Origin of the sequence: Vibrio sp. 10N.286.51.E5 (assembly GCF_041469125.1) — a bacterium.
Taxonomy (GTDB): Bacteria; Pseudomonadota; Gammaproteobacteria; order Enterobacterales; family Vibrionaceae; genus Vibrio; species Vibrio crassostreae_C.
This window is the reverse complement of the sequence record NZ_JBFRJZ010000031.1, coordinates 1-20,684: the sequence shown is the minus strand read 5'-3', so window position 1 is coordinate 20,684 and position 20,684 is coordinate 1. Positions and strand designations below refer to the sequence as shown.

Genomic DNA, 20,684 nt, shown 5'->3' with positions numbered 1-20,684 from the left:
GCCGATCCAATGATTTAAAGCTGACCACTCACGAGAACATCACCTTCAAGGCTAATGACTTTGAAGGTATTGTTTTCATAGATGCCATAGCTTGCCGCGTGTCCCTCTCGTGGGAATGTCACCGAGCTAGGGTTAAAGATAAAGATGTCATCTTGGTATTCGGCGACAGGAATATGGGTATGACCGTGTGCAATGATATCGCCCGCCTTCAACGCAGGGCGTTTATTGGTGTTGTACAAATGGCCATGCGTTAGGAAGATACGCTGGCCTGATTCTAATAGCACCCACGAGTAATCCATCATCATTGGAAAAGACAACAACATCTGATCCACTTCGCTATCGCAGTTACCACGAACGGCAATGATCTCTTGAGAAAACGCATTCAACTTATCTGCAACCGCCGGCGGGTTGTATCCTTCTGGAATCGGATTTCTTGGTCCATGATTCAGAATGTCACCCAATAGAACTAAATATTGCGCACCAGATGCTTGGTAGAGTTCTAATACCTTTTCTGTTGCTGGCAGCGAACCGTGTAGGTCTGAAGCAAAAAATAATTTCACACGTACTTCTCCATAAAATTTATGAGCCTATTGTACGTATCTAAATGCTACACGTCATCTCTCGCCATACCATTGATCACGATATTATTGTAACTAACCATACCGACTATCTTGTTATCACGAACTACTGGCGCACGACTGATACCAAAGCGTTCAAACAGGCGAGCGCAATACTTTACGTTCATCTCAGCAGACACGCTTAGCGCTGGCTTGGTCATGATCTCATAAACATTGGTTCGCTTTGGAGATCGGTTCTTAGCCAGTACTTTCTTGGCAATGTCATTCATCAATACGATGCCGTATTCGTCATCTTCGTGGCGTTTATCGACAATGATTGCCTTCACTTTGTGCTTTTTAGCCATCTCTATCGCTTCTAACACCGTGGTTAGCCCATCGATAATCACATACGTATTGGCCATGACATCGCCTACTCGGATCTTTTCACTGGTACTCATAGCTCATCCTCCACAACCTTTGTTAACGTCTCGACTTGATGCGCAACCCCGACTGCGTCTTCGATATCGATCTGCACCGCTATACCTTGTCCTGACTCCTGGTCAAACTCACCGACTTCGCCAATAGTTTCAAGAATATGCCTCGCTAAGTGTTCCTCAACCACAAACAGCAACACATCTTTTTGTACCTCTAGCGTTAGGCCAAAGAAGGTGGTTTTTTGGTTTAAGCCTTGCCCTCTGGCGTTGTTAATCACCGTTGCTCCAGTCGCGCCCGCATCACGCGCGGCATCGAGCACAGTGTCAGTCTTGCTCTCTTCTACAAACGCTAAGATAAGTTTAAAGCGCATCTTTGCTCTCCTTAGAGGTGTGTAAACGGTTTAACCATTGTGTTATTTGGGCATAGCCCATCACTGAAATGATGGGAAATAAGCTGGCAAAGGCGATCAACCCAAAGCCATCAATAACAGGGTTTCTTCCTGGTACGGTTGAAGCGAGTCCAAGCCCGAGCGCCGTCACTAAAGGGACTGTCACCGTTGATGTAGTGACGCCACCCGAATCGTAGGCCAATGGAATAATGAGTTTTGGGGCGTAAAAGGTTTGAATGACCACGACGACATAACCAAAAATGATGTAGTAGTGGATCGGGTCACCCGCAACGATACGGTAGCTGCCCAGTGAGATACCGATAGCAACGCCCAATGCCACGGCGATCCTCAGCCCATTGACGCTGATACTGCCACCGGAAACTTGGTTCGCCTTAATCGCTACAGCTATCAAAGAAGGCTCGGCTATCGTGGTGCTGAAACCAATACAAAACGCAAACAGGTAAACCCAGTAATAATCAAACCAAACCAAAGCAAGACCAGAACTGATCTTAAACTCAGTCAAAAAACTCGGCTCGGTGAGTTGCATTGCCATCGTCTCCCCTAGAGGGAATAACGCGAGTTCCAATCCCATCAAAAAGAGTGATAAGCCAAGAATGACGTAGAAGAAACCGATCAGCACTTTGGCTAGGTTATTGACTGGCTTTCGTAATACCGCCAACTGAAAACCGAAGATGATGATCGCAATCGGGATCACATCCATCACAGTGCCGAGAAAGGTGTCGATAAATTGTTGAACACTGATCATGTCACCACCATCCCGTACACCATGACAAACATCATCGGCAGCAACGAAGCAAACGCGATCAACCCAAAACCATCTATCATCGGATTACGCCCTTTAATTGCCGAGGCTAAACCCACCCCTAACGCAGTTACTAATGGGACGGTGATCGTCGATGTCGTTACTCCACCAGAGTCATACGCAATTCCAATGATGTTTTCCGGAGCAAATGCAGTGAGCACGACCACTCCAATATATCCACCGATGATCATGTACTGGATTGGCCAACCTTTTAAGATTCTCAGCACACCGAGTAAAATAGCGATACCGACTGACAGTGCCACAGTAAAGCGCAGGCCATTGGCATACTGCTCCATTTCATCTAACGTATTGGGGATTACACCTCCCTCAGCTGCCACTTCTGCGGCTTCGGCAGCGACTGCGGTTAACGCTGGCTCGGCTATGGTGGTACCAAAACCCAAACAAAAAGCGAAGATCAATAACCAGAACACACTCCCCTTTCTGGCAAATGCTTGAGCCATCGATTCGCCAATTGGAAACAACCCCATTTCAAGGCCAAAGATAAAGAAAGTGAGTCCAAAAACGACGAGCACTAAGCCAGTCAGAATAGATAAAAGATGAGGAAGTGGCTCTTGTAAGACAGCAAGCTGGAAGAAAGCGATTACCGCCACGATTGGCAATAGATCCCTCAGGCTACCTAACATGGATCGAAACAAAGCAAGCACCGCCGTCATCGCAATTCCTTGTCGCTGATTATGAATTAATAATAATCATGGCAAATCCTTATCATTGCTTATGTGACAAATATTACGCAGTTGGTAACATATCCGAGTAAAGTGCATAAGTGTGATGACGGTACACATCCTGACTTGATGAATTTAATTTCACTCCTTTGTAAATTGAAAAAGGCGTAATTTGGGCATCACACGATTGAAACCTTATGATCGTTATAGTGATTTTTTCGTATTGATTGGCGACTAAAAACAAGCCATGTCTATAATTATGTTTAATAGGGAGATTGGTATGAAGATATTGTTAACGGGTGGTACTGGATTTATTGGCTCTGAATTGGTCAAGAGTTGGAACACTGACGACGTGACATTGCTGACGCGGAGTCCTGAAAATGCGAAGCAAAACCTAAATCACCTCAACCAGAACAACCTTCATTACATTCAATCCCTTGATGAGCTCAGTGATCTCAATGACTTTGATGTGGTGGTCAACCTCGCGGGTGAGCCGATTGCCGATAAGCGTTGGAGTACAGAACAAAAAGAGAGGATCTGTAACAGCCGCTGGCACATCACTGAAAAGCTGGTCGAATTAATTCATGCCAGTAGCAACCCGCCACACGCTTTTATTAGCGGTTCAGCCGTGGGTTACTATGGCGATCAACAGCAGCACCCGTTTGACGAGTCACTGCAAGTAGAAGATGAAAGCTTTCCTCATAAAGTCTGTGCCCACTGGGAAGAGATAGCCAAGAGAGCACAATCAGAAAGCACACGCGTGATACTACTGCGAACAGGGGTTGTACTTGGCGAGAATGGCGGCGCACTCAAGAAGATGCTATTGCCTTATAAACTCGGCGTCGGTGGTCCAATAGGTTCAGGTGAGCAGTACATGCCATGGATTCACATTCTCGATATGGTGAGAGCCATCAATCACTTGTTGTCACTCCCCCACGCTCAAGGGGAATTCAATATGTGTGCCCCTCACCCTGTGACCAACAAACTGTTCAGCAGCACGTTAGCGAAACAATTAGGCCGACCGCATTTCTTATTCACGCCGAAATGGGCAATGTCGATTCTCATGGGGGAATCATCTTGTTTGCTATTTGACAGCATTCGCTCCAAGCCGAAGAAACTCACTGAGATGGGATTCATCTTTAGTTACTCAAGAATCGAGCCAGCACTAAAAAACTTGTTACAACATCAAGACTAATTCTTTACCCTAGAGCGATAGAGACTCTAATAAAGGATTAAGTGTGAACAAGTCGATTCTGATTACCGGTTGCTCAACAGGTATTGGCTATACATGTGCTCATGCACTTCAAAAGCGTGGTTTTCATGTCATTGCATCTTGTCGTGATCCACAAGATGTTCAACGCCTTCAAGATGAAGGCCTCACCTGTATTCAATTAGATCTTTCCAACCAAGAAAGTATTGAGCATGGCGCCAAGCTTGCTATTGATCTCGCACCTAATGGATTGTATGGATTATTCAATAACGGTGCTTACGGTCAAGCAGGTGCGCTAGAAGACTTACCGACCCAAGGACTCAGAGAACAATTCGAAACCAACTTCTTTGGTTGGCATCATCTCGTCTGTCAGATCCTTCCGCACATGCGCGAGCGTGGCGAAGGTCGAATCGTACAAAACAGTTCCGTATTAGGTTTTGCAGCCATGAAGTATCGTGGTGCTTATAATGCTTCTAAATTCGCGATTGAGGGTTGGACAGATACCTTACGATTAGAACTGCATGGCAGCGGTATACAGATCTCATTACTGCAACCAGGGCCAATTGAGACTCAATTTAGAACCAATGCCTTGAAAGCGTTCAATAAATGGATCAACATTTCTGGCAGCGCCCACCAAGACGCTTACCAACAACAAAAAGATCGACTCGAAAAAGAATCATCGAATAACGCTTTTGTCCTGCCTCCAGAAAGTTGTATTGAGCCGGTATTCCATGCTCTCACCGCCGACAAACCCAAGCTAAGATACCGAGTTACGACCCCGACTAAAGTGTTCGCGGTATTGAAAAGGATTCTACCGAGTCGCTTGCTAGACCCTATTTTGAGAAAAGCTGCATAAATTACTAACTTTGAATGCAGAGTCGCAAACTTTAATGTAACGATGTAATTTTTCCGTAACAATAAGATGTCATGATTATCCTATCCCATCAGTTATTCCCAATTGATGGTTCTACTCTGGAAATCTCATGACTTTAAACCGCCTTAATTGGGTAGGTGTGGGTCTGGCGATTACGTTGTTTATTCTGTTTTGAGTATCTCACGCAACGCCTCACTGACTACCTCGATGATAACGCTATGCCTTCGATGTTGAGATAACAATTATATCAACATCGAAGCATAGCGTTTTTCTATTTTTGGTTCTTTTTATCCGAGATAACCGAGTTAGATCTTGAAGTTACCGACTAATCCCCCCATATTTGCAACGTATCCACAAAACAAACCTCAAGGAACGTAAATGCAATCTCCGCATATTGTTGAACTTAATGAGCAGAACTTTCGTCAAGTATTAGAAGGTTCGATGCAGACCCCTGTACTCATCCATTTTTGGGCACCAATGAGCCAAGAGAGCGCCCAAGTCATTCCTGAACTGCAAACTTTAACTCAGCAATACAACGGTGCCTTCACCTTAGCCCTGCTCAATTGCGAACAAGAGCAAGCTATTGCTAGCCAGTTTGGTGTTCAAGCACTGCCCACTATTGCACTGTTTGTTAATGGTCAGCCAGTCGATGGGCTCGGTGGCCCTCAAAGCATAGAAGCTATTGTCGATATGCTCAGCAAACACCTTCCTAGCCAAGATGAACTTGCTTTGCGTCAGGCTCTTGAGCAAATGCAAGCTGGCGAGCACACACAGGCACTAGCAGCAATGCAGCAACTTCCAGCAGAGCTGACGAATAAAGGTGAAGTAAAACTGGCGATCGCAGAGTGTTTGTTAGAAACGCAACAATTTGACCTTGCTGAAACTCAGCTAGCAACTATCCCTCTTGAGTACCAAGACAACTACTACAAAGGCTTAGTTGCAAAGCTTGAACTTCATAAACAAGCAGCAGACAGCCCTCAAATACAAGCATTAGAAGCAGCTCTTCAGCAAAATCCGAGCGACGCTAAAACAGCATCTGAATTAGCATTGCAATATCACCAAGTGAACCGCAGTGAAGAAGCTATGGATCTATTATGGTCTTTCCTAGCCAAAGATCTTAATGCTCTCGATGGTGACATGAAGAAAGAGTTCATGGACATCTTGAGTGCGCTTGGACAAGGTAACCCAGTTGCCAGTAAGTACCGTCGACAACTGTACTCTCTGCTTTACTAGTTAAACCTAAAAAGCCGTAGATTAAACATCGAAAATTGACAATTCAATCAATTAGTTTATCGCATAATAGAATGTAAAATGGGCCATAAAATCAATATTTTATGGCCCATTTCTCGTTTATAAATTTGCTCAGAATTTAAATATGAGCCAGTATCAATACTGAACTATCAAAAACTCAAACTTGCAAAGGATTTTGTATGCCTATTGATACCTTGATTACTATCGGCGTCTTTACTGCCGTCGCACTGTTATTTATCTTCGCTGGCGTAAAAACCGTTCCACAAGGCAACAACTGGACCGTTGAACGCTTCGGGCGATACACACACACCCTTAAACCGGGTCTTAACTTAATCATTCCATTTATTGATAAAGTTGGACAGCGCATCAGCATGATGGAGCGTGTTCTCGACATCCCAGCACAAGAAGTCATCTCCAAAGATAATGCAAATGTGGTTATCGATGCGGTTTGTTTTGTTCAAGTTATCGACGCGCCTAAGGCAGCTTATGAAGTGAATGACCTTGAACATGCGATCCGTAACTTAACCCTCACTAATATCCGTACTGTGCTTGGCTCGATGGAACTGGATGAGATGCTGAGTCAGCGTGACATGATCAATACCAAGCTACTGAACATCGTTGATGAAGCGACAAACCCTTGGGGCGTAAAAGTCACCCGTATCGAAATTAAAGACGTACAGCCACCAGCAGACCTTACTGCTGCGATGAATGCCCAGATGAAAGCCGAGCGTAATAAACGTGCTGATATCTTAGAAGCAGAAGGTGTACGACAAGCTGAGATCTTGAAAGCAGAAGGCCACAAGCAATCAGAGATCCTGAAAGCAGAAGGTGAGAAGCAAGCGGCAATATTGCAAGCAGAAGCCCGTGAGCGTGCCGCAGAAGCAGAAGCTAAAGCGACAGAAATGGTATCAACGGCAATTGCTCAAGGTGACATGCAAGCGGTCAATTACTTCATTGCACAAGGTTACACCGACGCATTGAAATCTATAGGCCAAGCTGAAAACGGCAAGATCATCATGCTACCACTCGAAGCAACTGGCCTTATGGGTTCTGTAGCGGGTATCGCGGAGATGTTTGCACATAAGAATGACAAAGGTAGTAAGGACTAACTTATGGTCGAATTACTAGAACAAGTAAACCACTGGCATTGGTTAGCGTTTGGTCTAGCATTGTTAGCGCTTGAGCTAATTGGAACCGCTGGTTACTTTTTATGGATAGGCATATCTGCCATGCTGGTCGGTGCCCTATTAGGAGCATTACCAATTGGTTGGCAGATGCAATGGCTGTCCTTTGCTAGCTTCTCTCTTATTACCACTTGGTTGTGGTGGAGAAGACAACTCTCGAATGACAAGCAATCGGATGCAGGGCGAGAGTTAAACCAAAGAGAAAAGCAATTGGTAGGTCAAACCGTTATTTTAAGTGAAGACGTAAAGAAAGGTAGCTGTCGAATTAAGTTCGGTGACTCTTCTTGGTCAGCAAAGGCCAGTCAAGATATTCCATCTGGAACCGAAATTAAGATTGTCGCTTTAGACGGAATCGTTCTAATAATAGAACCTTTATAAACAAGAGCTATATGAAGCCTGCATTTTCAATAAATGCAGGCTTTTTCTATTTTTGAACCTTAATAATATTCGAATTATCATTGCGATAGATTGAATTGAAAAAAAAATAAGTTCTTATTTCGTAAAGCTAAAAAGTTTGATTGAGCTAAAAAGGTATAAGAAAGCCAGATTTCTTACCCAATATATATATGAATAGTTAACCTTACTCTCGCTTATTTATAATTATTAAAAATGTTAAGTCCGTCCAATTTTTGAAATTTTCTTTTCCTTGTCCATACTTTCATTTATCTCAATCAGAGATAAACCTAATGGAGTTTGTATGAGACATTTTCTAATCATTGTTACGGCTATTTTTAGCTTGTCATTCGGAAGCGCTCTAGCGAGCAGTCAATCACCAGGTAACGGTAATATGGGACCTATTGTTAAGTGTTCAGATGGTAACGCGGTCACTCATGTACCACTGTTGATCTGTAAACATTACGGCGGAAAGGTGCTGTGATAGGTGCTGTGATAGGTGATTAAAGTCAGGCTAGTAATGAAATTGCTGCCTGACGATTATTTAGAACTGGAATAACCTAACTGCGGCCAGATAGATTATTCAAGATAGGACATTCCGTTGAAGTATCTCCAGGGCAGTCATGTACCCAAGATTGTAGCTGCACCTTCATCTTGTTTAACTCCGCAAGCTTCAACTCTATTTCATCTAACTTCTGAGTAGCCTTCTTCTTTACTTCGTAGCTTTGTCTGTTGGGATTCATTGCCAACTCAACCAGTGACTTACACTCATCGAGAGTGAAACCAACCATTTTAGCTCTCAAAACGAACTCTAACTGTTCGATGTGAATCTCGCCGTATTGCCTATAGCCGTTTTCTGAACGATGTGGTGGGCTCATCATGCCTTTACTTTCGTAAAAACGAATGGATTTCGCTGTTGTACCAACACGCTTCGCTACTTCACCAATATTCACAATCTTACCTGTAAGCCTAAAATGAAAAACCGCAGTACTGCTGTTATACAATACTGCGGCTGAAAAACATAGCTAGGGTGTAACGTTAGAAACTTACTCTTGTTCTAACAACCAAATCATAGTTTGAGATTTTTCTTCACTGTCTAGCTTATTGAACCAGTATGAAACCATTTCGATCTCTTTTGAGCCTTCTAGTAATGCTGGGTTAGCGTTCTTACGGTTCTTGAATGCCCAATCTGTTACTGCAGATTGCTCTTCTTTGGTTGCTTCACCATACCAGTAATTCACCATCTCTTGTGCTTGTGATGCTTTTGGCTCTTCAGCAACTACTGCTGCTACTGGAACAGCCGCGACTGGAGCAACAGCGATAGCTGTATGATTATTTGCACCGTTATAAATTGTGTCGATATACGCCTTTGGTACGATAAAAGTCGTGCTCATGACTGAGTTTTGGCCTTCAAGCGTAAATTCTAAATTCTTTTGTCTTGCTTGCTGAATATCAGCGTCACTTAATGGAAACTTAATATATTGAGTCTTAGTACAGTGCTCGCTGCAGCTTTCTCTTGGTACTTGTCTATCTTCTAATTCTATCGTTTTACCAAAAAAACTAACCGTTTCGTACTCTTTGTAACTTTGGAAGTAACTCACGTCCATAGTAATTGAAGATTCTGGGGCAGTATTTGGTGTTACTTCTTTATTGTATGTAAAGTAAAGCGACGACTTGAGAATGTCTGCGCCTACATTTGCTCTATTTTCTGCTACGTAAGATTGACCGGTTACTTTAATGTAACCACCTTTGGGCTGCACATCAGCAACTGAGTCTGCAAAATTACTTTGTGAATCGAGTGAACTACAAGCTCCCAAAAATAATGATAATACAACTACACTAACTTTATTCATTATGACTAATTCCTTATGTTCACTATGGAAAAACGCTGGCAAACAAAATTTACCAGCGTTTTGATTTTTATCTAACTGTTTAAGCTAAAGATTCTAGCTTAGAAACCGTATTCAAGACCAACGCGAGTTACGATATCTGTATCAGCGTCACCAACAGTACGACCCGCTACACGTAGGTAAGGTACGAAACCGTTATGAACAGCCATTAACTGACCAGAAATAGTGTTGCTGTCTGAGTTAGCTTCTTTCTTACCGTTAAGTTCAGATTCTAAGTTCGCTGCGTAACCCAGTTTAAAGCCGATTGGACCGTTCCAGTATTGACCAATAATTGAGTAAGAATCTTGTGTTTGCTTACGGATGCCGTTATCTAGCTCTTCGCCTTTAAACGCAGCTGCAATACCAAAACCTGCAGGTAGGCTAGCTTCAAAACCAACGATGTACGCAAATGTATCGTCTTTAATTTCCGCAGCAGCAGCTACAGGGTCTGCAATACCCGTCTCTGGGTTAAACTCAAAACCAGCATCAACAGCTGGAGTTACACGTGTACCAGATTCAACCGCACCCATTAATGTTACTTTCTCGAAGCTGTACTTAGCACTTGCGCCAACAAAGTTTGCGTCACGAGTTGCTGCACCACCACCGTTGTCGTTATCGTCACGACCAACAGAAGCTGCAAAAGAGAAACCGCCAAATTTAGCTGAATCGTAACGAACTTGGTTAGATTGACGATCGTAGTGACCGTTGATGCCACCCCAATCGAATACAGAACCTAGACCAGGGTTAGAGAATGGCCAGTCGACGATTTCGTATAGTGGAGTAAGAACACGACCCACACGCAGGTTACCCCAAGAGCCAGAAGCACCAACGAACGTATCACGGAAACCAAGCACACCGCCTGAAACGCCGCCATGACCCCAGTCTGTGCTATCTACGTAGCCAGATTCAATCTGCATTGTGATTAATACGTCATCAAACATCTCTTTATGAGCACGGAAGCCGATACGAGATTCATTCTCTACAGCGTAACCAGTACTAGAGTCGTTGTTGTCAGTTGTGTTGTAGTTAACTAGAGAGATAGCTGCAACACCGTATACGTCAACGTTGAAATCAGAGTTGATACCAACTTCTTTCGCCATTACGCCTGTCGATAAAAGTGCAACGGATGCACCTAGTAGAGTACGTTTGAAAATTTTGTTTTCCATGGAATAAAACTCCTAAAAATGGATATAGCTGTTTGAATATTCCCCGCCTAAAGTTGGCCGCCGTAGAGAGAAATACCTTTTCTTGTTTGAGAACCCTAAACTCTGAATTCTCTATTTCCTTTCTGGTTATACACATCATGTGCATCCATGGCATTAAGACTAACTTCGCCCTCAAAAAGATCAATGAGAACTTAATTTTCATCTAAAAAAATATGAGTTGGTGCAAATTTAATAGGTACTTAGTGATCCAGATCGATAAATAGAAAAATCCTCACCAAAACAAAATCAATACCAATAAATTCAACAACTTGAGGTAATTATCACTTTGTAAAAATAGATATGACTCGCATTTTTGATACAACTAGAATGGTATTTCATTAATGTTGAGCAGCGTCACTGTCCTGATTTTAGAGTTCGTATAGGAACAAAATTCTCAACAATTAAAAAGCCCTCATTTTTATATCAGAAACAAAAAAGGCACTCCCTTGAAATGAGTGCCTTTGAGCTTTTTTTATCTGTATTTACTTACGAAATAAGGGCTATTAGATCTTCTTCTGTTCTTATTTCGATACCTAAATCTTGTGCTTTAGTTAATTTAGAACCCGCAGCTTCACCGGCAAACAAGATGTCCGTTTTCTTCGATACGCTACCCGTCACTTTCGCACCTAATGCTTGTAACGCAGCTTTAGCTTCACTTCGACCTAATTGCGACAATGAGCCTGTTAACACAACGACTTTACCTTCTAATGGTAGCTCTTGGTCATCGGCAGCTTCTTTGATGATTGGCCAATTCACACCTAGCTCTATCAGCTGATCGACGACCGCTCTGTTTTTCTCTTGTGAGAAGAAGCTGGTGATATGGCTAGCAACGATGTCACCAATATCTGACACTTCAACTAATTGTTCATGAGTAGCTGCTTGAACCAGTTCCAACGTCTTAAAGTGTTGAGCTAAGTTCATAGCCGTCGCTTCACCGACTTCACGAATACCGAGTGAATAGAGGAAACGTGCTAACGTTGTGTCTTTGGCTTTATTCAGCGCACTCACCACATTTTGCGCCGATTTAGGCCCCATACGATCAAGAACTGTAATTACGCCCGCGCTAAGCTTGAACAAGTCAGCGGGCGTTTCTACCATTTCACGGTCCACAAGCTGCTCTATCACTTTTACGCCAAGGCCATCGACATCCAACGCCTTTCTCGACACAAAGTGCTTAAGCGCTTCTTTACGCTGTGCCTGACACACTAGACCGCCAGTACAACGCGCTACAGCTTCCCCCTCGACACGCTCAACCGTAGAGCTACATACAGGGCAAGCATCAGGGAAAACAATGTCTCTAGCCGTTTCAGGGCGACGATCTAGTACAACAGCCACAATTTGCGGAATAACATCACCTGCACGGCGAATAATAACGCTGTCGCCTACCTTCACGCCTAAACGCGCAATCTCATCGGCATTGTGTAAAGTGGCATTGCTGACTGTCACGCCACCAACGAAGATAGGTTCAAGTTTAGCAACCGGCGTAATAGCACCAGTACGGCCCACCTGAAATTCAACGTCATTGAGCAGTGTAATCTCTTCTTGAGCTGGAAACTTATAAGCAATTGCCCAACGTGGCGCTCTAGCAACAAAACCAAGCACTTCTTGAGCCGCGATATCGTCGACTTTGATAACAACGCCATCAATCTCGTAAGCCAGAGCATCACGACGAGTCATAATATCTTGGTAATAGGCTTTCACGTCTTCGAGAGAGCTCAGTTGCTTAGTCTCGGGGCACATAGGTAAGCCCCAACCTTTAAGCTGTAAAAAGCGTTGGTAGTGACTATTTGATAGCTCAGCGCCTTGTACAACACCGACACTGTATGCGTAGAAAGCTAGCGGACGTTTCGCAGTAATACGGGAATCAAGCTGACGCAGGCTACCTGCGGCGGCATTACGTGGGTTAACAAATACTTTCTCGCCTTTCTTCAACGCCATCTCATTCAACTTATCGAAACCCGCTTTTGGCATAAATACTTCGCCACGAACTTCAATACGCTGCGGCCAGCCTTCACCTTGTAACTTAAGTGGGATAGAGCTGATCGTACGCACGTTTTCAGTGATGTTTTCACCCGTCGCACCGTCACCACGTGTCGCAGCCTGAACTAAAATACCATTCACATAGAGTAGGCTAACTGCAAGGCCATCAAGCTTAGGTTCACAACAGAAAGTCTTGAGGTTAGCGGTTGGCGCTCTATCAGACATTCGCTTATTGAACGCATCCAAATCTTCATCAGAGAAAGCATTGTCCAGAGAAAGCATTGGGATCTCATGAGTCACTTGAGTGAAACCATCGAGAGGCTGACCACCAACACGTTGGCTCGGAGAATCTACCGTCACTAGTTCCGGGTTCTCTTCTTCGATCTTTAGCAATTGCTGCATTAATCGATCGTACTCGACATCAGGGATCTCAGGGCTATCTTCTACGTAATAACGAACGGCGTGATAATGCAGAGTTTCTCTTAACTGCTCTAAGGTAACTTGAATCGATTCTTTCATATCATTCTCTATCGTGATTGAAATATCAAAAAGGGCTCCCTTAGGAGCCCTTTTCTATAAATATAGATTATTTACAAGGCTAAACAATACGGCTAGGCATTCGATGCCGTCATAAAGTCTCTGATTTGCTTGCGGTAGTCAGATAAACGGTTTGGTGTCATTAAGTTGCGTGACTCATCCAACACGTTTCCGCCCATATCGTCAGCAATTTTCTGCGCCGCACTCAGCATCACATTGAAGTTTTGATCAGCTTGACCATAACAAGGCAACGTCATAAAGAACGAAATACCTTTAGTCGTGAAGTCAGCAGGATCATCATGTTCTAGCGTTCCTGGCTGCATCATGTTTGCAACGCTGAAAATAACCTTTGGTGCATCTGTAGATTGTGCAAAGCAGTGGTAAATAGACATCTCACCATAAGTTAAACCGTTGTTCTCCATGCTGCGAAAAAGTTCAGTCCCAACGAATGGGATCTCTCCAGCACAGTGAACATTAAGAACGATCACTTCTAAACCAAGTTCTTCATCTGGTTTTGCTTCTTCAACAGTCGCACTTTGCGGAGTCACGACTTTTTTCGCAACAACGGGCTCTCTTTGAGTAAGCGTTTCGTTTGGAACGACTGGCTCATCAACTGTTTCAGAAGGCTCTTCAAACGAACCGTACTGCACTTTAAAGCCGGCATGGTTTTCTTTTTGCTCGTCAGTCAACTCAAAGCTTGGAACTTCAGGCTCAACGTCCTTCTCTTCCTCAATCACTTCAGGTTCACTTTCAACCTTAATTGGGTCTTCTACGCTGAAAGAAGGAAGATCATTTAATTCGATATCATCTTCGTAAGCTTCTTTCGCTTGTGGCGCTGTTAGCGGATCTGAGTCGATCAGCGGATCAGTATCAGAGGGTGAAACAGCAAAATCCGGCTCTTTACGTTCTTTTCGGATTATCTCAAAATCATCTTCTGGGGCGAATGAACGGTTTGGAATAGTTTCTGCTTCATCTAAGCTGTCGTTATCAAGCTTACCGAGCGGCTTATCTCCAAACTTTGCTTTCCCTTCTTTTTTACTCGTCCATAGACCATGGAACAATAATGCGGCGATAGCTAATGCGCCAACAATAATGAGTACAAATCGCAATTCCTGCATTTTTCGCTCTCAGCTTTCTTAGTCAACTAGCTATAAACACGCTGTCACTAAGTTGGGTTAATTTGGCTAATCTCACTACTCTATCAAAAGTAGCCACTGTTTTAGAACAACTTAATACAATTAGTTCCTTACATGGTGTGATTTTCACCACGCTTTTTTTCTTAATTTCGGTCGAGTACACTAGACATGTTTGCTATTTAACCAAATTCACATGTGACCTAATTTAAATATGACTATTGAATCTGTTCCCCGCTCCGGCTTTGGCTATTTTATTTTCGGAATAAAAATCGCTTTATCACCGAGCATTCGTAAGTTTGTACTAATGCCACTTATCGCGAACGTGTTACTCGTTGGTGGTGCCTTGTTTTATATCTTCTCCAACCTAAACACTTGGATTGAAGGTTGGATTGGTGCATTGCCAAGTTTCTTGTCGTGGTTGTCATACATTTTATGGCCATTACTTGTGTTAACCGTCTTGGCCACATTCTCGTATTTCTTTAGCACGCTCGCTAACTTCATTGCCGCACCGTTCAACGGTTTACTCGCGGAAAAAGTTGAAGAGTTGTTGAGCGGTAAAAAAGTTAATGACGATGGTTTACTTGATGTCCTCAAAGATACCCCACGTATATTAGCGAGAGAATGGCGCAAGCTTGTCTACATTCTGCCAAAAGCGATCGGTTTATTCCTACTTTTGTTAATTCCAGCACTAGGGCAAACCGTTGCTCCGTTTTTATGGTTCATTTTCACAGCATGGATGTTAGCGATTCAATACGCCGACTACCCGTTCGATAACCATAAAATCAAATTTGATGACATGAGAAACAATTTGAAACAAAAACAAGGCAAGAGCTACAGCTTTGGCGCGCTTGTTTCTTTGTTCACCACAATTCCAATTCTAAACCTGATCGTAATGCCCGTTGCCGTTTGCGGCGCGACGGCAATGTGGGTTGCTGAGTTTAAAGACCAAGCTCTGCGTTCTCGTCTATAATTCTCGTCTATTACCCCGCCTATACTTCCTAGTTTCGCCTATCTTTTTGAAGTTCTGATTTCAATAAAGATAGGCGTGAATTCTGCTACATATCTATATGATATAACTTTTTAATCCTTTTACCTTTTTTTCAACTTGTTTAATCTGAATTCAAGCTGAATAAACATCGTAAGACACTAGACGGTAAAGTGATTGATATACTACGTTTAGTTCTGTCATTAAATGAAGGAATATCGCATGAGCAAGATCTACGAAGACAACACCCTAACGATTGGTAACACACCTCTAGTCCGCCTTAACAAAGTAAGCAAAGGTAACGTCCTAGCTAAGATCGAAGCTCGTAACCCAAGCTTCAGTGTTAAATGTCGTATCGGTTCAAACATGATCTGGGAAGCAGAAAAAGCGGGTACGCTTAAGCCAGGTATCGAGCTTGTTGAACCTACCAGTGGTAACACAGGTGTTGCACTTGCATTCGTAGCAGCAGCACGCGGTTACAAACTAACGCTAACTATGCCTGAATCAATGAGCCTAGAACGTCGTAAGCTGCTTAAAGCGCTTGGCGCAAACCTAGTGCTGACTGAAGCACCAAAAGGTATGAACGGTGCGATTGCTAAAGCAGAAGAGATTGTTGCTTCAGACCCAGACAAGTACCTACTACTTCAACAGTTCAACAACCCAGCCAACCCACAAATTCACGAGCAAACGACTGGTCCTGAAATTTGGGAAGCAACAGACGGCGAAATCGACGTGTTTGTAGCGGGTGTTGGTACGGGCGGTACTATCACAGGTACAAGTCGTTACATTAAAGGTGAAAAAGGCAAAGCGATCACTTCAGTAGCGGTTGAACCAGCAGAGTCTCCAGTGATTGCACAGGCACTTGCAGGTGAAGAAATCAAACCAGCTCCACACAAAATTCAAGGTATCGGTGCAGGTTTCATCCCTGGAAACCTAGATTTAGAGATTATTGACCGTGTTGAATCGGTAACTTCTGAAGAAGCGATTGAGATGGCTCAACGCCTAATGAAAGAAGAAGGTATTCTTGCAGGCATCTCATCTGGCGCGGCAGTTGTAGCAGCAAACAGAATCGCCGAACTACCTGAATTTGCAGGAAAAACTATCGTTACTGTACTACCAAGCTCTGGTGAGCGTTACCTAAGCACAGCCCTATTTGCTGGCATCTTTACGGAAAAAGAGAACCAACAATAATATGTGGTCAAATCAATTTTTCGTCCAAAAAAGCCCCGTTTAGGGGCTTTTTTGTTGATCCCTGCCCCACCTTTGGTAATATCAGGTCTGTTTTATTTTTCGCTTCAAAATAAAAGAAGCAATAAACAAATTCTGAAAGTCATGAGTACTCAGCAAAAGACGACCATGGCTGGATAAAAATTTATAACCAGTCTAAGTTCTAACACGAACATGGCGTACTAGCCTCTAGCGCATTTGGGCTAAAGCAGTTAAGCTAATCTGGTTACAAACTTACAAAAAATAAATTAATTGGGGTATATAAAATGTACGAGAAGCAAGTAGAAATCACAGCAGAAAACGGTCTTCACACTCGTCCAGCTGCACAGTTCGTTAAAGAAGCAAAATCTTTCGACGCTGACATCACAGTGACTTCTAACGGCAAAAGCGCTAGCGCGAAAAGCCTGTTCAAACTACAAACTTTAGGCCTAGTAAAAGGTACTAACGTTACTATTTCAGCTGAAGGTCCTCAAGCTCAGCAAGCAGTAGACCACCTAGTTGCTCTTATGGATCAACTACACTAATACGGTCTCCTTCTTTCAAAGCCATTTTGCATAGCAAAGTGGCTTTGTTCGAAATAGATAGGAATAAGCGCGACATTAGTCGACGACTTAAAGTCACACACTCTCCCGTTTACAGTTGAACAACTAAGGTAAGGCTATGATTTCAGGCATCCTAGCATCTCCCGGTATTGCTTTCGGTAAAGCACTACTACTTCAAGAAGATGAAATTGTCCTAAACACTCAATCTATCTCTGACGACCAAGTTGAAGCAGAAGTACAGCGTTTCTTTGACGCTCGTAACAAATCTTCTCAACAGCTTGAAGTTGTTAAGCAAAAAGCACTTGAAACTTTTGGCGAAGAAAAAGAAGCAATCTTTGAAGGCCACATCATGCTGCTTGAAGATGAAGAGCTAGAAGAAGAGATTTTAGCACTCATCAAGAAAGACAAGATGCACGCAGACAACGCGATCCACACTGTGATCGAAGAGCAAGCTGTTGCACTAGAGTCTCTTGATGATGAGTACCTAAAAGAACGTGCAACTGATATCCGTGATATCGGTACTCGTTTCGTTAAAAATGCTCTAGGCATCAACATTGTATCTCTAGCAGATATCAATGAAGAAGTTATCCTAGTAGCTTACGACCTAACGCCATCTGAAACTGCACAAATCAACCTAGACTACGTTCTTGGTTTCGCTTGTGACATCGGCGGTCGTACATCTCATACTTCAATCATGGCACGTTCTCTTGAGCTTCCAGCTATCGTTGGTACTAACGATATCACTAAGCAAGTTAAGAACGGCGACATGCTTGTGCTAGACGCGATGAACAACAAAATCATCATCAACCCTTCTGAAGCTGAATTAGCAGAAGCTAAGAAAATCAAAGCAGATTTTGAAGCAGAAGCGGCTGAACTAGCAAAACTAAAAGATTTACACGCTGAAACTCTAGACGGTCACCGTGTAGAAGTTTGTGGCAACATCGGTACAGTAAAAGACTGTGACGGTATCCTGCGTAACGGCGGTGAAGGCGTTGGTCTGTACCGTACTGAATTCCTATTTATGGACCGTGACGCGCTTCCTACTGAAGAAGAGCAATACGTTGCTTACAAAGAAGTAGCAGAAGCAATGGAAGGCGAGTCAGTGATTATCCGTACTATGGATATCGGTGGCGACAAAGACCTACCATACATGGACCTTCCACAAGAGATGAACCCGTTCCTAGGCTGGCGTGCAGTACGTATCAGCTTGGATCGTCGTGAAATCCTACGTGACCAACTACGTGGCATCCTACGTGCATCTGCACACGGTAAACTACGTATCATGTTCCCAATGATCATTTCTGTTGAAGAGATCCGTGAACTGAAAAAAGCAATCGAAGAGTACAAAGTTGAACTTCGCGCTGAAGGCCTAGCTTTCGATGAAGAAATCGAAATCGGCGTAATGGTTGAGACTCCAGCAGCTGCTGCAATCGCACACCACCTAGCGAAAGAAGTATCTTTCTTCTCTATCGGTACTAACGACCTAACGCAATACACTCTTGCGGTAGACCGTGGTAACGAAATGATTTCTCACCTATACAACCCACTATCTCCTGCTGTTCTTACAGTAATCAAGCAAGTGATCGACGCATCACACGCTGAAGGTAAGTGGACTGGTATGTGTGGTGAGCTTGCTGGTGATGAGCGTGCAACGCTACTTCTTCTTGGTATGGGTCTAGATGAGTTCTCTATGAGCGGTATCTCTATCCCTAAAGTTAAGAAAGTAATCCGTAACTCTAACTTCGCTGAAGTTAAAGCTATGGCTGACGAAGCACTATCTCTACCAACAGCTGCTGAAATTGAAGCTTGCGTAGAAAAGTTCATCGCTGAGAAAACTCAGTAATCGCCAATCGCTTAATAACGTTAGACGGCTAAAAATAGTCGTCTAATTTGTTAGATTGGTATAGTATATTCTACAGAATAAAACTAAACGTTAGGAGCATGACACAATGGGTCTGTTTGACAAACTGAAAAAGCTTGTATCTGATGACAGCGCTGATGCTGGTGCAATCGAAATCATCGCACCTCTTTCTGGTGAAATCGTAAACATCGAAGATGTGCCAGATGTAGTTTTCGCTGAAAAAATCGTTGGTGACGGCATCGCGATCAAACCAGCTGGCGACAAAATGGTAGCTCCAGTTAACGGTACTATCGGTAAGATCTTCGAAACTAACCACGCATTCTCTATCGAGTCTGACGACGGTGTTGAGCTTTTCGTTCACTTCGGTATCGATACTGTTGAACTTAAAGGCGAAGGCTTCACTCGTGTAGCTGAAGAAGGTCAATCTGTTAAAGCTGGTGACACTATCATCACTTTCGACCTAGCGCTTCTAGAAGAGAAAGCAAAATCTACGCTTACTCCAGTTGTTATCTCTAACATGGACGAAATCAAAGAGCTGAACAAGCTTTCTGGTTCTGTAACTGTTGGCGAAACTCCAGTTCTTAAAGTAACTAAGTAATCTCGATTACTTAACTGCTTTAATTAAAACGCTACCTAAGGGTGGCGTTTTTTGTGCCTGCTATATAGTTCTAATGCCAGATTACCAGCCGCTTTGGCCTTATACCTAACAACTACAAATCCCCTTCTTCTTTGGGCCTCTCACGAACAGAGATCCCTGACATCTCGCTCGGTTCGATTCTGGGATGACGATTAAACACTATGGTTTAAGCCTGAGTGATTGTTACTCAAACCGACCTCTTCTATACAGTTAGCTATAGAGTCACCAATACCCAACTCCCGTCATTCCCTACAGTGAGGAACGAACGTGATAGGGAATCTCGCTTTTGCTTCTGTTTACCCGCACTACACTTTTCCAAATACACCTTCACCAAATTTCAGGCAATAAAAAACCCAGCCGAAGCTGGGTCTGTTTAGCGCTCATCTCTCACCACGAGCTAATTTGTGGAAGCCTAACGTCAACACTATTGGTCAACGTGGCTTTTCAATCGATTAACCTAGTAGGCTAAGTGCCGAGTTCGGTGCTTGCTTCGCTTGAGCAAGAATCGAGCTTGAAGCTTGAGAAAGGATCTGAGACTTAGTCATCTGAGTCGTTTCTTTCGCGAAGTCGGTATCTTTAATACGGCTCTTAGATGCGTTAACGTTCTCGTTAATGTTGTCTAAGTTGCTGATAGCGTGGTCGAAACGGTTTTGGAAAGCACCTAGCTCAGCACGGTGACTGTCTACATACTTAAGGGCCGCATCGATTACTGCTACAGACTCTTGTGCGCCGCCAACAGATGTTACGTCGATAGTATCAACCGTTACGTCTTTAGCTGCTTGAATACCTAGCTCGCCCGCAAGACCGCCAGAGAAAGACACATCGCCGCTCACTTTGTTGTTGCCTGTGAACATTTGTAGCTTGCCGTCTTCAGTTACAGATGCTTT

22 protein-coding genes are annotated in these 20,684 nt (G+C 43.5%); 11 read left to right on the top strand and 11 right to left on the bottom strand.

Annotation, left to right across the window (positions count from 1 at the left end; genetic code table 11):
* Positions 1 to 14: 14 nt before the first annotated feature.
* Genes yfcE through AB4161_RS12225 form a run of 5 tightly spaced genes read right to left on the bottom strand, consistent with a single transcriptional unit; the run spans position 15 to position 2,877 of the window.
* Positions 15 to 560, bottom strand: a complete 546-nt coding sequence (gene yfcE / locus AB4161_RS12245; RefSeq protein ID WP_017068995.1) for a phosphodiesterase — start codon at positions 558 to 560, stop codon at positions 15 to 17.
* A 47-nt stretch (positions 561 to 607) separates the two neighbouring features.
* A complete protein-coding gene (locus AB4161_RS12240) occupies positions 608 to 1,015 on the bottom strand; it encodes a CBS domain-containing protein (RefSeq protein WP_017062206.1) in 408 nt (135 codons plus the stop codon).
* Positions 1,012 to 1,362: a P-II family nitrogen regulator gene (locus tag AB4161_RS12235; protein ID WP_017062207.1), complete on the bottom strand. Its 351-nt coding sequence runs from the start codon at positions 1,360 to 1,362 to the stop codon at positions 1,012 to 1,014. The genes AB4161_RS12240 and AB4161_RS12235 overlap by 4 nt, the downstream gene beginning before the upstream one ends.
* A complete protein-coding gene (locus tag AB4161_RS12230; protein WP_017066002.1) occupies positions 1,352 to 2,146 on the bottom strand; it encodes a DUF1538 domain-containing protein in 795 nt (264 codons plus the stop codon). The genes AB4161_RS12235 and AB4161_RS12230 overlap by 11 nt, the downstream gene beginning before the upstream one ends.
* Complete coding sequence (locus AB4161_RS12225; protein WP_017072437.1) at positions 2,143 to 2,877, bottom strand: DUF1538 domain-containing protein; 735 nt, start codon at positions 2,875 to 2,877, stop codon at positions 2,143 to 2,145. Before AB4161_RS12225 ends, AB4161_RS12230 begins: the two co-directional genes overlap by 4 nt.
* 289 nt (positions 2,878 to 3,166) lie before the next feature.
* On the opposite strand from AB4161_RS12225, the gene AB4161_RS12220 reads away from it, so the two are divergent.
* The 6 genes from AB4161_RS12220 (at position 3,167) to AB4161_RS12195 (ending at position 8,282) form a co-directional block, all read left to right on the top strand.
* Positions 3,167 to 4,081: a TIGR01777 family oxidoreductase gene (locus AB4161_RS12220; RefSeq protein WP_372056258.1), complete on the top strand. Its 915-nt coding sequence runs from the start codon at positions 3,167 to 3,169 to the stop codon at positions 4,079 to 4,081.
* A 43-nt stretch (positions 4,082 to 4,124) separates the two neighbouring features.
* Complete coding sequence (locus tag AB4161_RS12215; RefSeq protein WP_017061923.1) at positions 4,125 to 4,952, top strand: SDR family oxidoreductase; 828 nt, start codon at positions 4,125 to 4,127, stop codon at positions 4,950 to 4,952.
* Between the two features lie 396 nt (positions 4,953 to 5,348).
* On the top strand, positions 5,349 to 6,203 hold the full coding sequence (locus AB4161_RS12210) for a co-chaperone YbbN (RefSeq protein ID WP_372083393.1): 855 nt from the start codon (positions 5,349 to 5,351) through the stop codon (positions 6,201 to 6,203).
* Between the two features lie 197 nt (positions 6,204 to 6,400).
* Entirely contained in the window at positions 6,401 to 7,330 is a 930-nt protein-coding gene (locus AB4161_RS12205; protein ID WP_017063395.1) for an SPFH domain-containing protein, read from the top strand.
* 3 nt (positions 7,331 to 7,333) lie between these two features.
* The gene (locus AB4161_RS12200) at positions 7,334 to 7,783 is read left to right on the top strand and encodes an NfeD family protein (protein ID WP_017061926.1); all 450 of its coding nucleotides are present in this window, start codon (positions 7,334 to 7,336) and stop codon (positions 7,781 to 7,783) included.
* A gap of 319 nt (positions 7,784 to 8,102) precedes the next feature.
* Positions 8,103 to 8,282, top strand: a complete 180-nt coding sequence (locus AB4161_RS12195) for a hypothetical protein (protein ID WP_004737863.1) — start codon at positions 8,103 to 8,105, stop codon at positions 8,280 to 8,282.
* 76 nt (positions 8,283 to 8,358) lie between these two features.
* Here AB4161_RS12195 and cueR read toward each other — a convergent pair whose 3' ends face one another.
* The 5 genes from cueR to zipA form a co-directional block, all read right to left on the bottom strand.
* Positions 8,359 to 8,751 (bottom strand): Cu(I)-responsive transcriptional regulator, encoded by a 393-nt coding sequence (gene cueR / locus AB4161_RS12190; protein WP_017061928.1) that lies wholly within the window; start codon positions 8,749 to 8,751, stop codon positions 8,359 to 8,361.
* Positions 8,752 to 8,844: 93 nt separating this feature from the next.
* Complete coding sequence (locus tag AB4161_RS12185; protein ID WP_102320158.1) at positions 8,845 to 9,651, bottom strand: DUF2057 family protein; 807 nt, start codon at positions 9,649 to 9,651, stop codon at positions 8,845 to 8,847.
* 98 nt (positions 9,652 to 9,749) lie between these two features.
* A complete protein-coding gene (locus tag AB4161_RS12180; RefSeq protein WP_102393246.1) occupies positions 9,750 to 10,853 on the bottom strand; it encodes a porin in 1,104 nt (367 codons plus the stop codon).
* A gap of 525 nt (positions 10,854 to 11,378) precedes the next feature.
* Entirely contained in the window at positions 11,379 to 13,391 is a 2,013-nt protein-coding gene (gene ligA, locus AB4161_RS12175; protein ID WP_102332551.1) for an NAD-dependent DNA ligase LigA, read from the bottom strand.
* A 92-nt stretch (positions 13,392 to 13,483) separates the two neighbouring features.
* Positions 13,484 to 14,527: a cell division protein ZipA gene (gene zipA, locus AB4161_RS12170; RefSeq protein WP_372083392.1), complete on the bottom strand. Its 1,044-nt coding sequence runs from the start codon at positions 14,525 to 14,527 to the stop codon at positions 13,484 to 13,486.
* A 229-nt stretch (positions 14,528 to 14,756) separates the two neighbouring features.
* Here zipA and cysZ point away from each other — a divergent pair, with 229 nt between their 5' ends.
* The 5 genes from cysZ (at position 14,757) to crr (ending at position 19,758) form a co-directional block, all read left to right on the top strand.
* Positions 14,757 to 15,515: a sulfate transporter CysZ gene (cysZ, locus tag AB4161_RS12165; RefSeq protein ID WP_372083391.1), complete on the top strand. Its 759-nt coding sequence runs from the start codon at positions 14,757 to 14,759 to the stop codon at positions 15,513 to 15,515.
* 237 nt (positions 15,516 to 15,752) lie between these two features.
* Entirely contained in the window at positions 15,753 to 16,721 is a 969-nt protein-coding gene (gene cysK, locus AB4161_RS12160) for a cysteine synthase A (protein ID WP_017061934.1), read from the top strand.
* Positions 16,722 to 17,023: 302 nt separating this feature from the next.
* Entirely contained in the window at positions 17,024 to 17,281 is a 258-nt protein-coding gene (locus AB4161_RS12155; protein ID WP_004734263.1) for an HPr family phosphocarrier protein, read from the top strand.
* Between the two features lie 136 nt (positions 17,282 to 17,417).
* On the top strand, positions 17,418 to 19,142 hold the full coding sequence (gene ptsI / locus AB4161_RS12150; protein WP_048660880.1) for a phosphoenolpyruvate-protein phosphotransferase PtsI: 1,725 nt from the start codon (positions 17,418 to 17,420) through the stop codon (positions 19,140 to 19,142).
* 106 nt (positions 19,143 to 19,248) lie between these two features.
* A complete protein-coding gene (gene crr, locus AB4161_RS12145) occupies positions 19,249 to 19,758 on the top strand; it encodes a PTS glucose transporter subunit IIA (RefSeq protein WP_004737851.1) in 510 nt (169 codons plus the stop codon).
* A gap of 491 nt (positions 19,759 to 20,249) precedes the next feature.
* Here crr and AB4161_RS12140 read toward each other — a convergent pair.
* The coding region (locus AB4161_RS12140; RefSeq protein WP_372083390.1) for a flagellin at positions 20,250 to 20,684 on the bottom strand (435 nt) is incomplete at its 5' end.

What these genes read in the sequence shown, in the direction of transcription:
- AB4161_RS12240 (WP_017062206.1), bottom strand. Translation starts at nt 1,015, where the DNA reads ATGAGTACCAGTGAAAAGATCCGAGTAGGCGATGTCATGGCCAATACG.
- AB4161_RS12235 (WP_017062207.1), bottom strand. Translation starts at nt 1,362, where the DNA reads ATGCGCTTTAAACTTATCTTAGCGTTTGTAGAAGAGAGCAAGACTGAC.
- AB4161_RS12230 (WP_017066002.1), bottom strand. Translation starts at nt 2,146, where the DNA reads ATGATCAGTGTTCAACAATTTATCGACACCTTTCTCGGCACTGTGATG.
- AB4161_RS12225 (WP_017072437.1), bottom strand. Translation starts at nt 2,877, where the DNA reads ATGACGGCGGTGCTTGCTTTGTTTCGATCCATGTTAGGTAGCCTGAGG.
- AB4161_RS12220 (WP_372056258.1), top strand. Translation starts at nt 3,167, where the DNA reads ATGAAGATATTGTTAACGGGTGGTACTGGATTTATTGGCTCTGAATTG.
- AB4161_RS12210 (WP_372083393.1), top strand. Translation starts at nt 5,349, where the DNA reads ATGCAATCTCCGCATATTGTTGAACTTAATGAGCAGAACTTTCGTCAA.
- AB4161_RS12205 (WP_017063395.1), top strand. Translation starts at nt 6,401, where the DNA reads ATGCCTATTGATACCTTGATTACTATCGGCGTCTTTACTGCCGTCGCA.
- AB4161_RS12200 (WP_017061926.1), top strand. Translation starts at nt 7,334, where the DNA reads ATGGTCGAATTACTAGAACAAGTAAACCACTGGCATTGGTTAGCGTTT.
- AB4161_RS12195 (WP_004737863.1), top strand. Translation starts at nt 8,103, where the DNA reads ATGAGACATTTTCTAATCATTGTTACGGCTATTTTTAGCTTGTCATTC.
- AB4161_RS12185 (WP_102320158.1), bottom strand. Translation starts at nt 9,651, where the DNA reads ATGAATAAAGTTAGTGTAGTTGTATTATCATTATTTTTGGGAGCTTGT.
- AB4161_RS12180 (WP_102393246.1), bottom strand. Translation starts at nt 10,853, where the DNA reads ATGGAAAACAAAATTTTCAAACGTACTCTACTAGGTGCATCCGTTGCA.
- ligA (WP_102332551.1), bottom strand. Translation starts at nt 13,391, where the DNA reads ATGAAAGAATCGATTCAAGTTACCTTAGAGCAGTTAAGAGAAACTCTG.
- zipA (WP_372083392.1), bottom strand. Translation starts at nt 14,527, where the DNA reads ATGCAGGAATTGCGATTTGTACTCATTATTGTTGGCGCATTAGCTATC.
- cysZ (WP_372083391.1), top strand. Translation starts at nt 14,757, where the DNA reads ATGACTATTGAATCTGTTCCCCGCTCCGGCTTTGGCTATTTTATTTTC.
- cysK (WP_017061934.1), top strand. Translation starts at nt 15,753, where the DNA reads ATGAGCAAGATCTACGAAGACAACACCCTAACGATTGGTAACACACCT.
- AB4161_RS12155 (WP_004734263.1), top strand. Translation starts at nt 17,024, where the DNA reads ATGTACGAGAAGCAAGTAGAAATCACAGCAGAAAACGGTCTTCACACT.
- ptsI (WP_048660880.1), top strand. Translation starts at nt 17,418, where the DNA reads ATGATTTCAGGCATCCTAGCATCTCCCGGTATTGCTTTCGGTAAAGCA.
- crr (WP_004737851.1), top strand. Translation starts at nt 19,249, where the DNA reads ATGGGTCTGTTTGACAAACTGAAAAAGCTTGTATCTGATGACAGCGCT.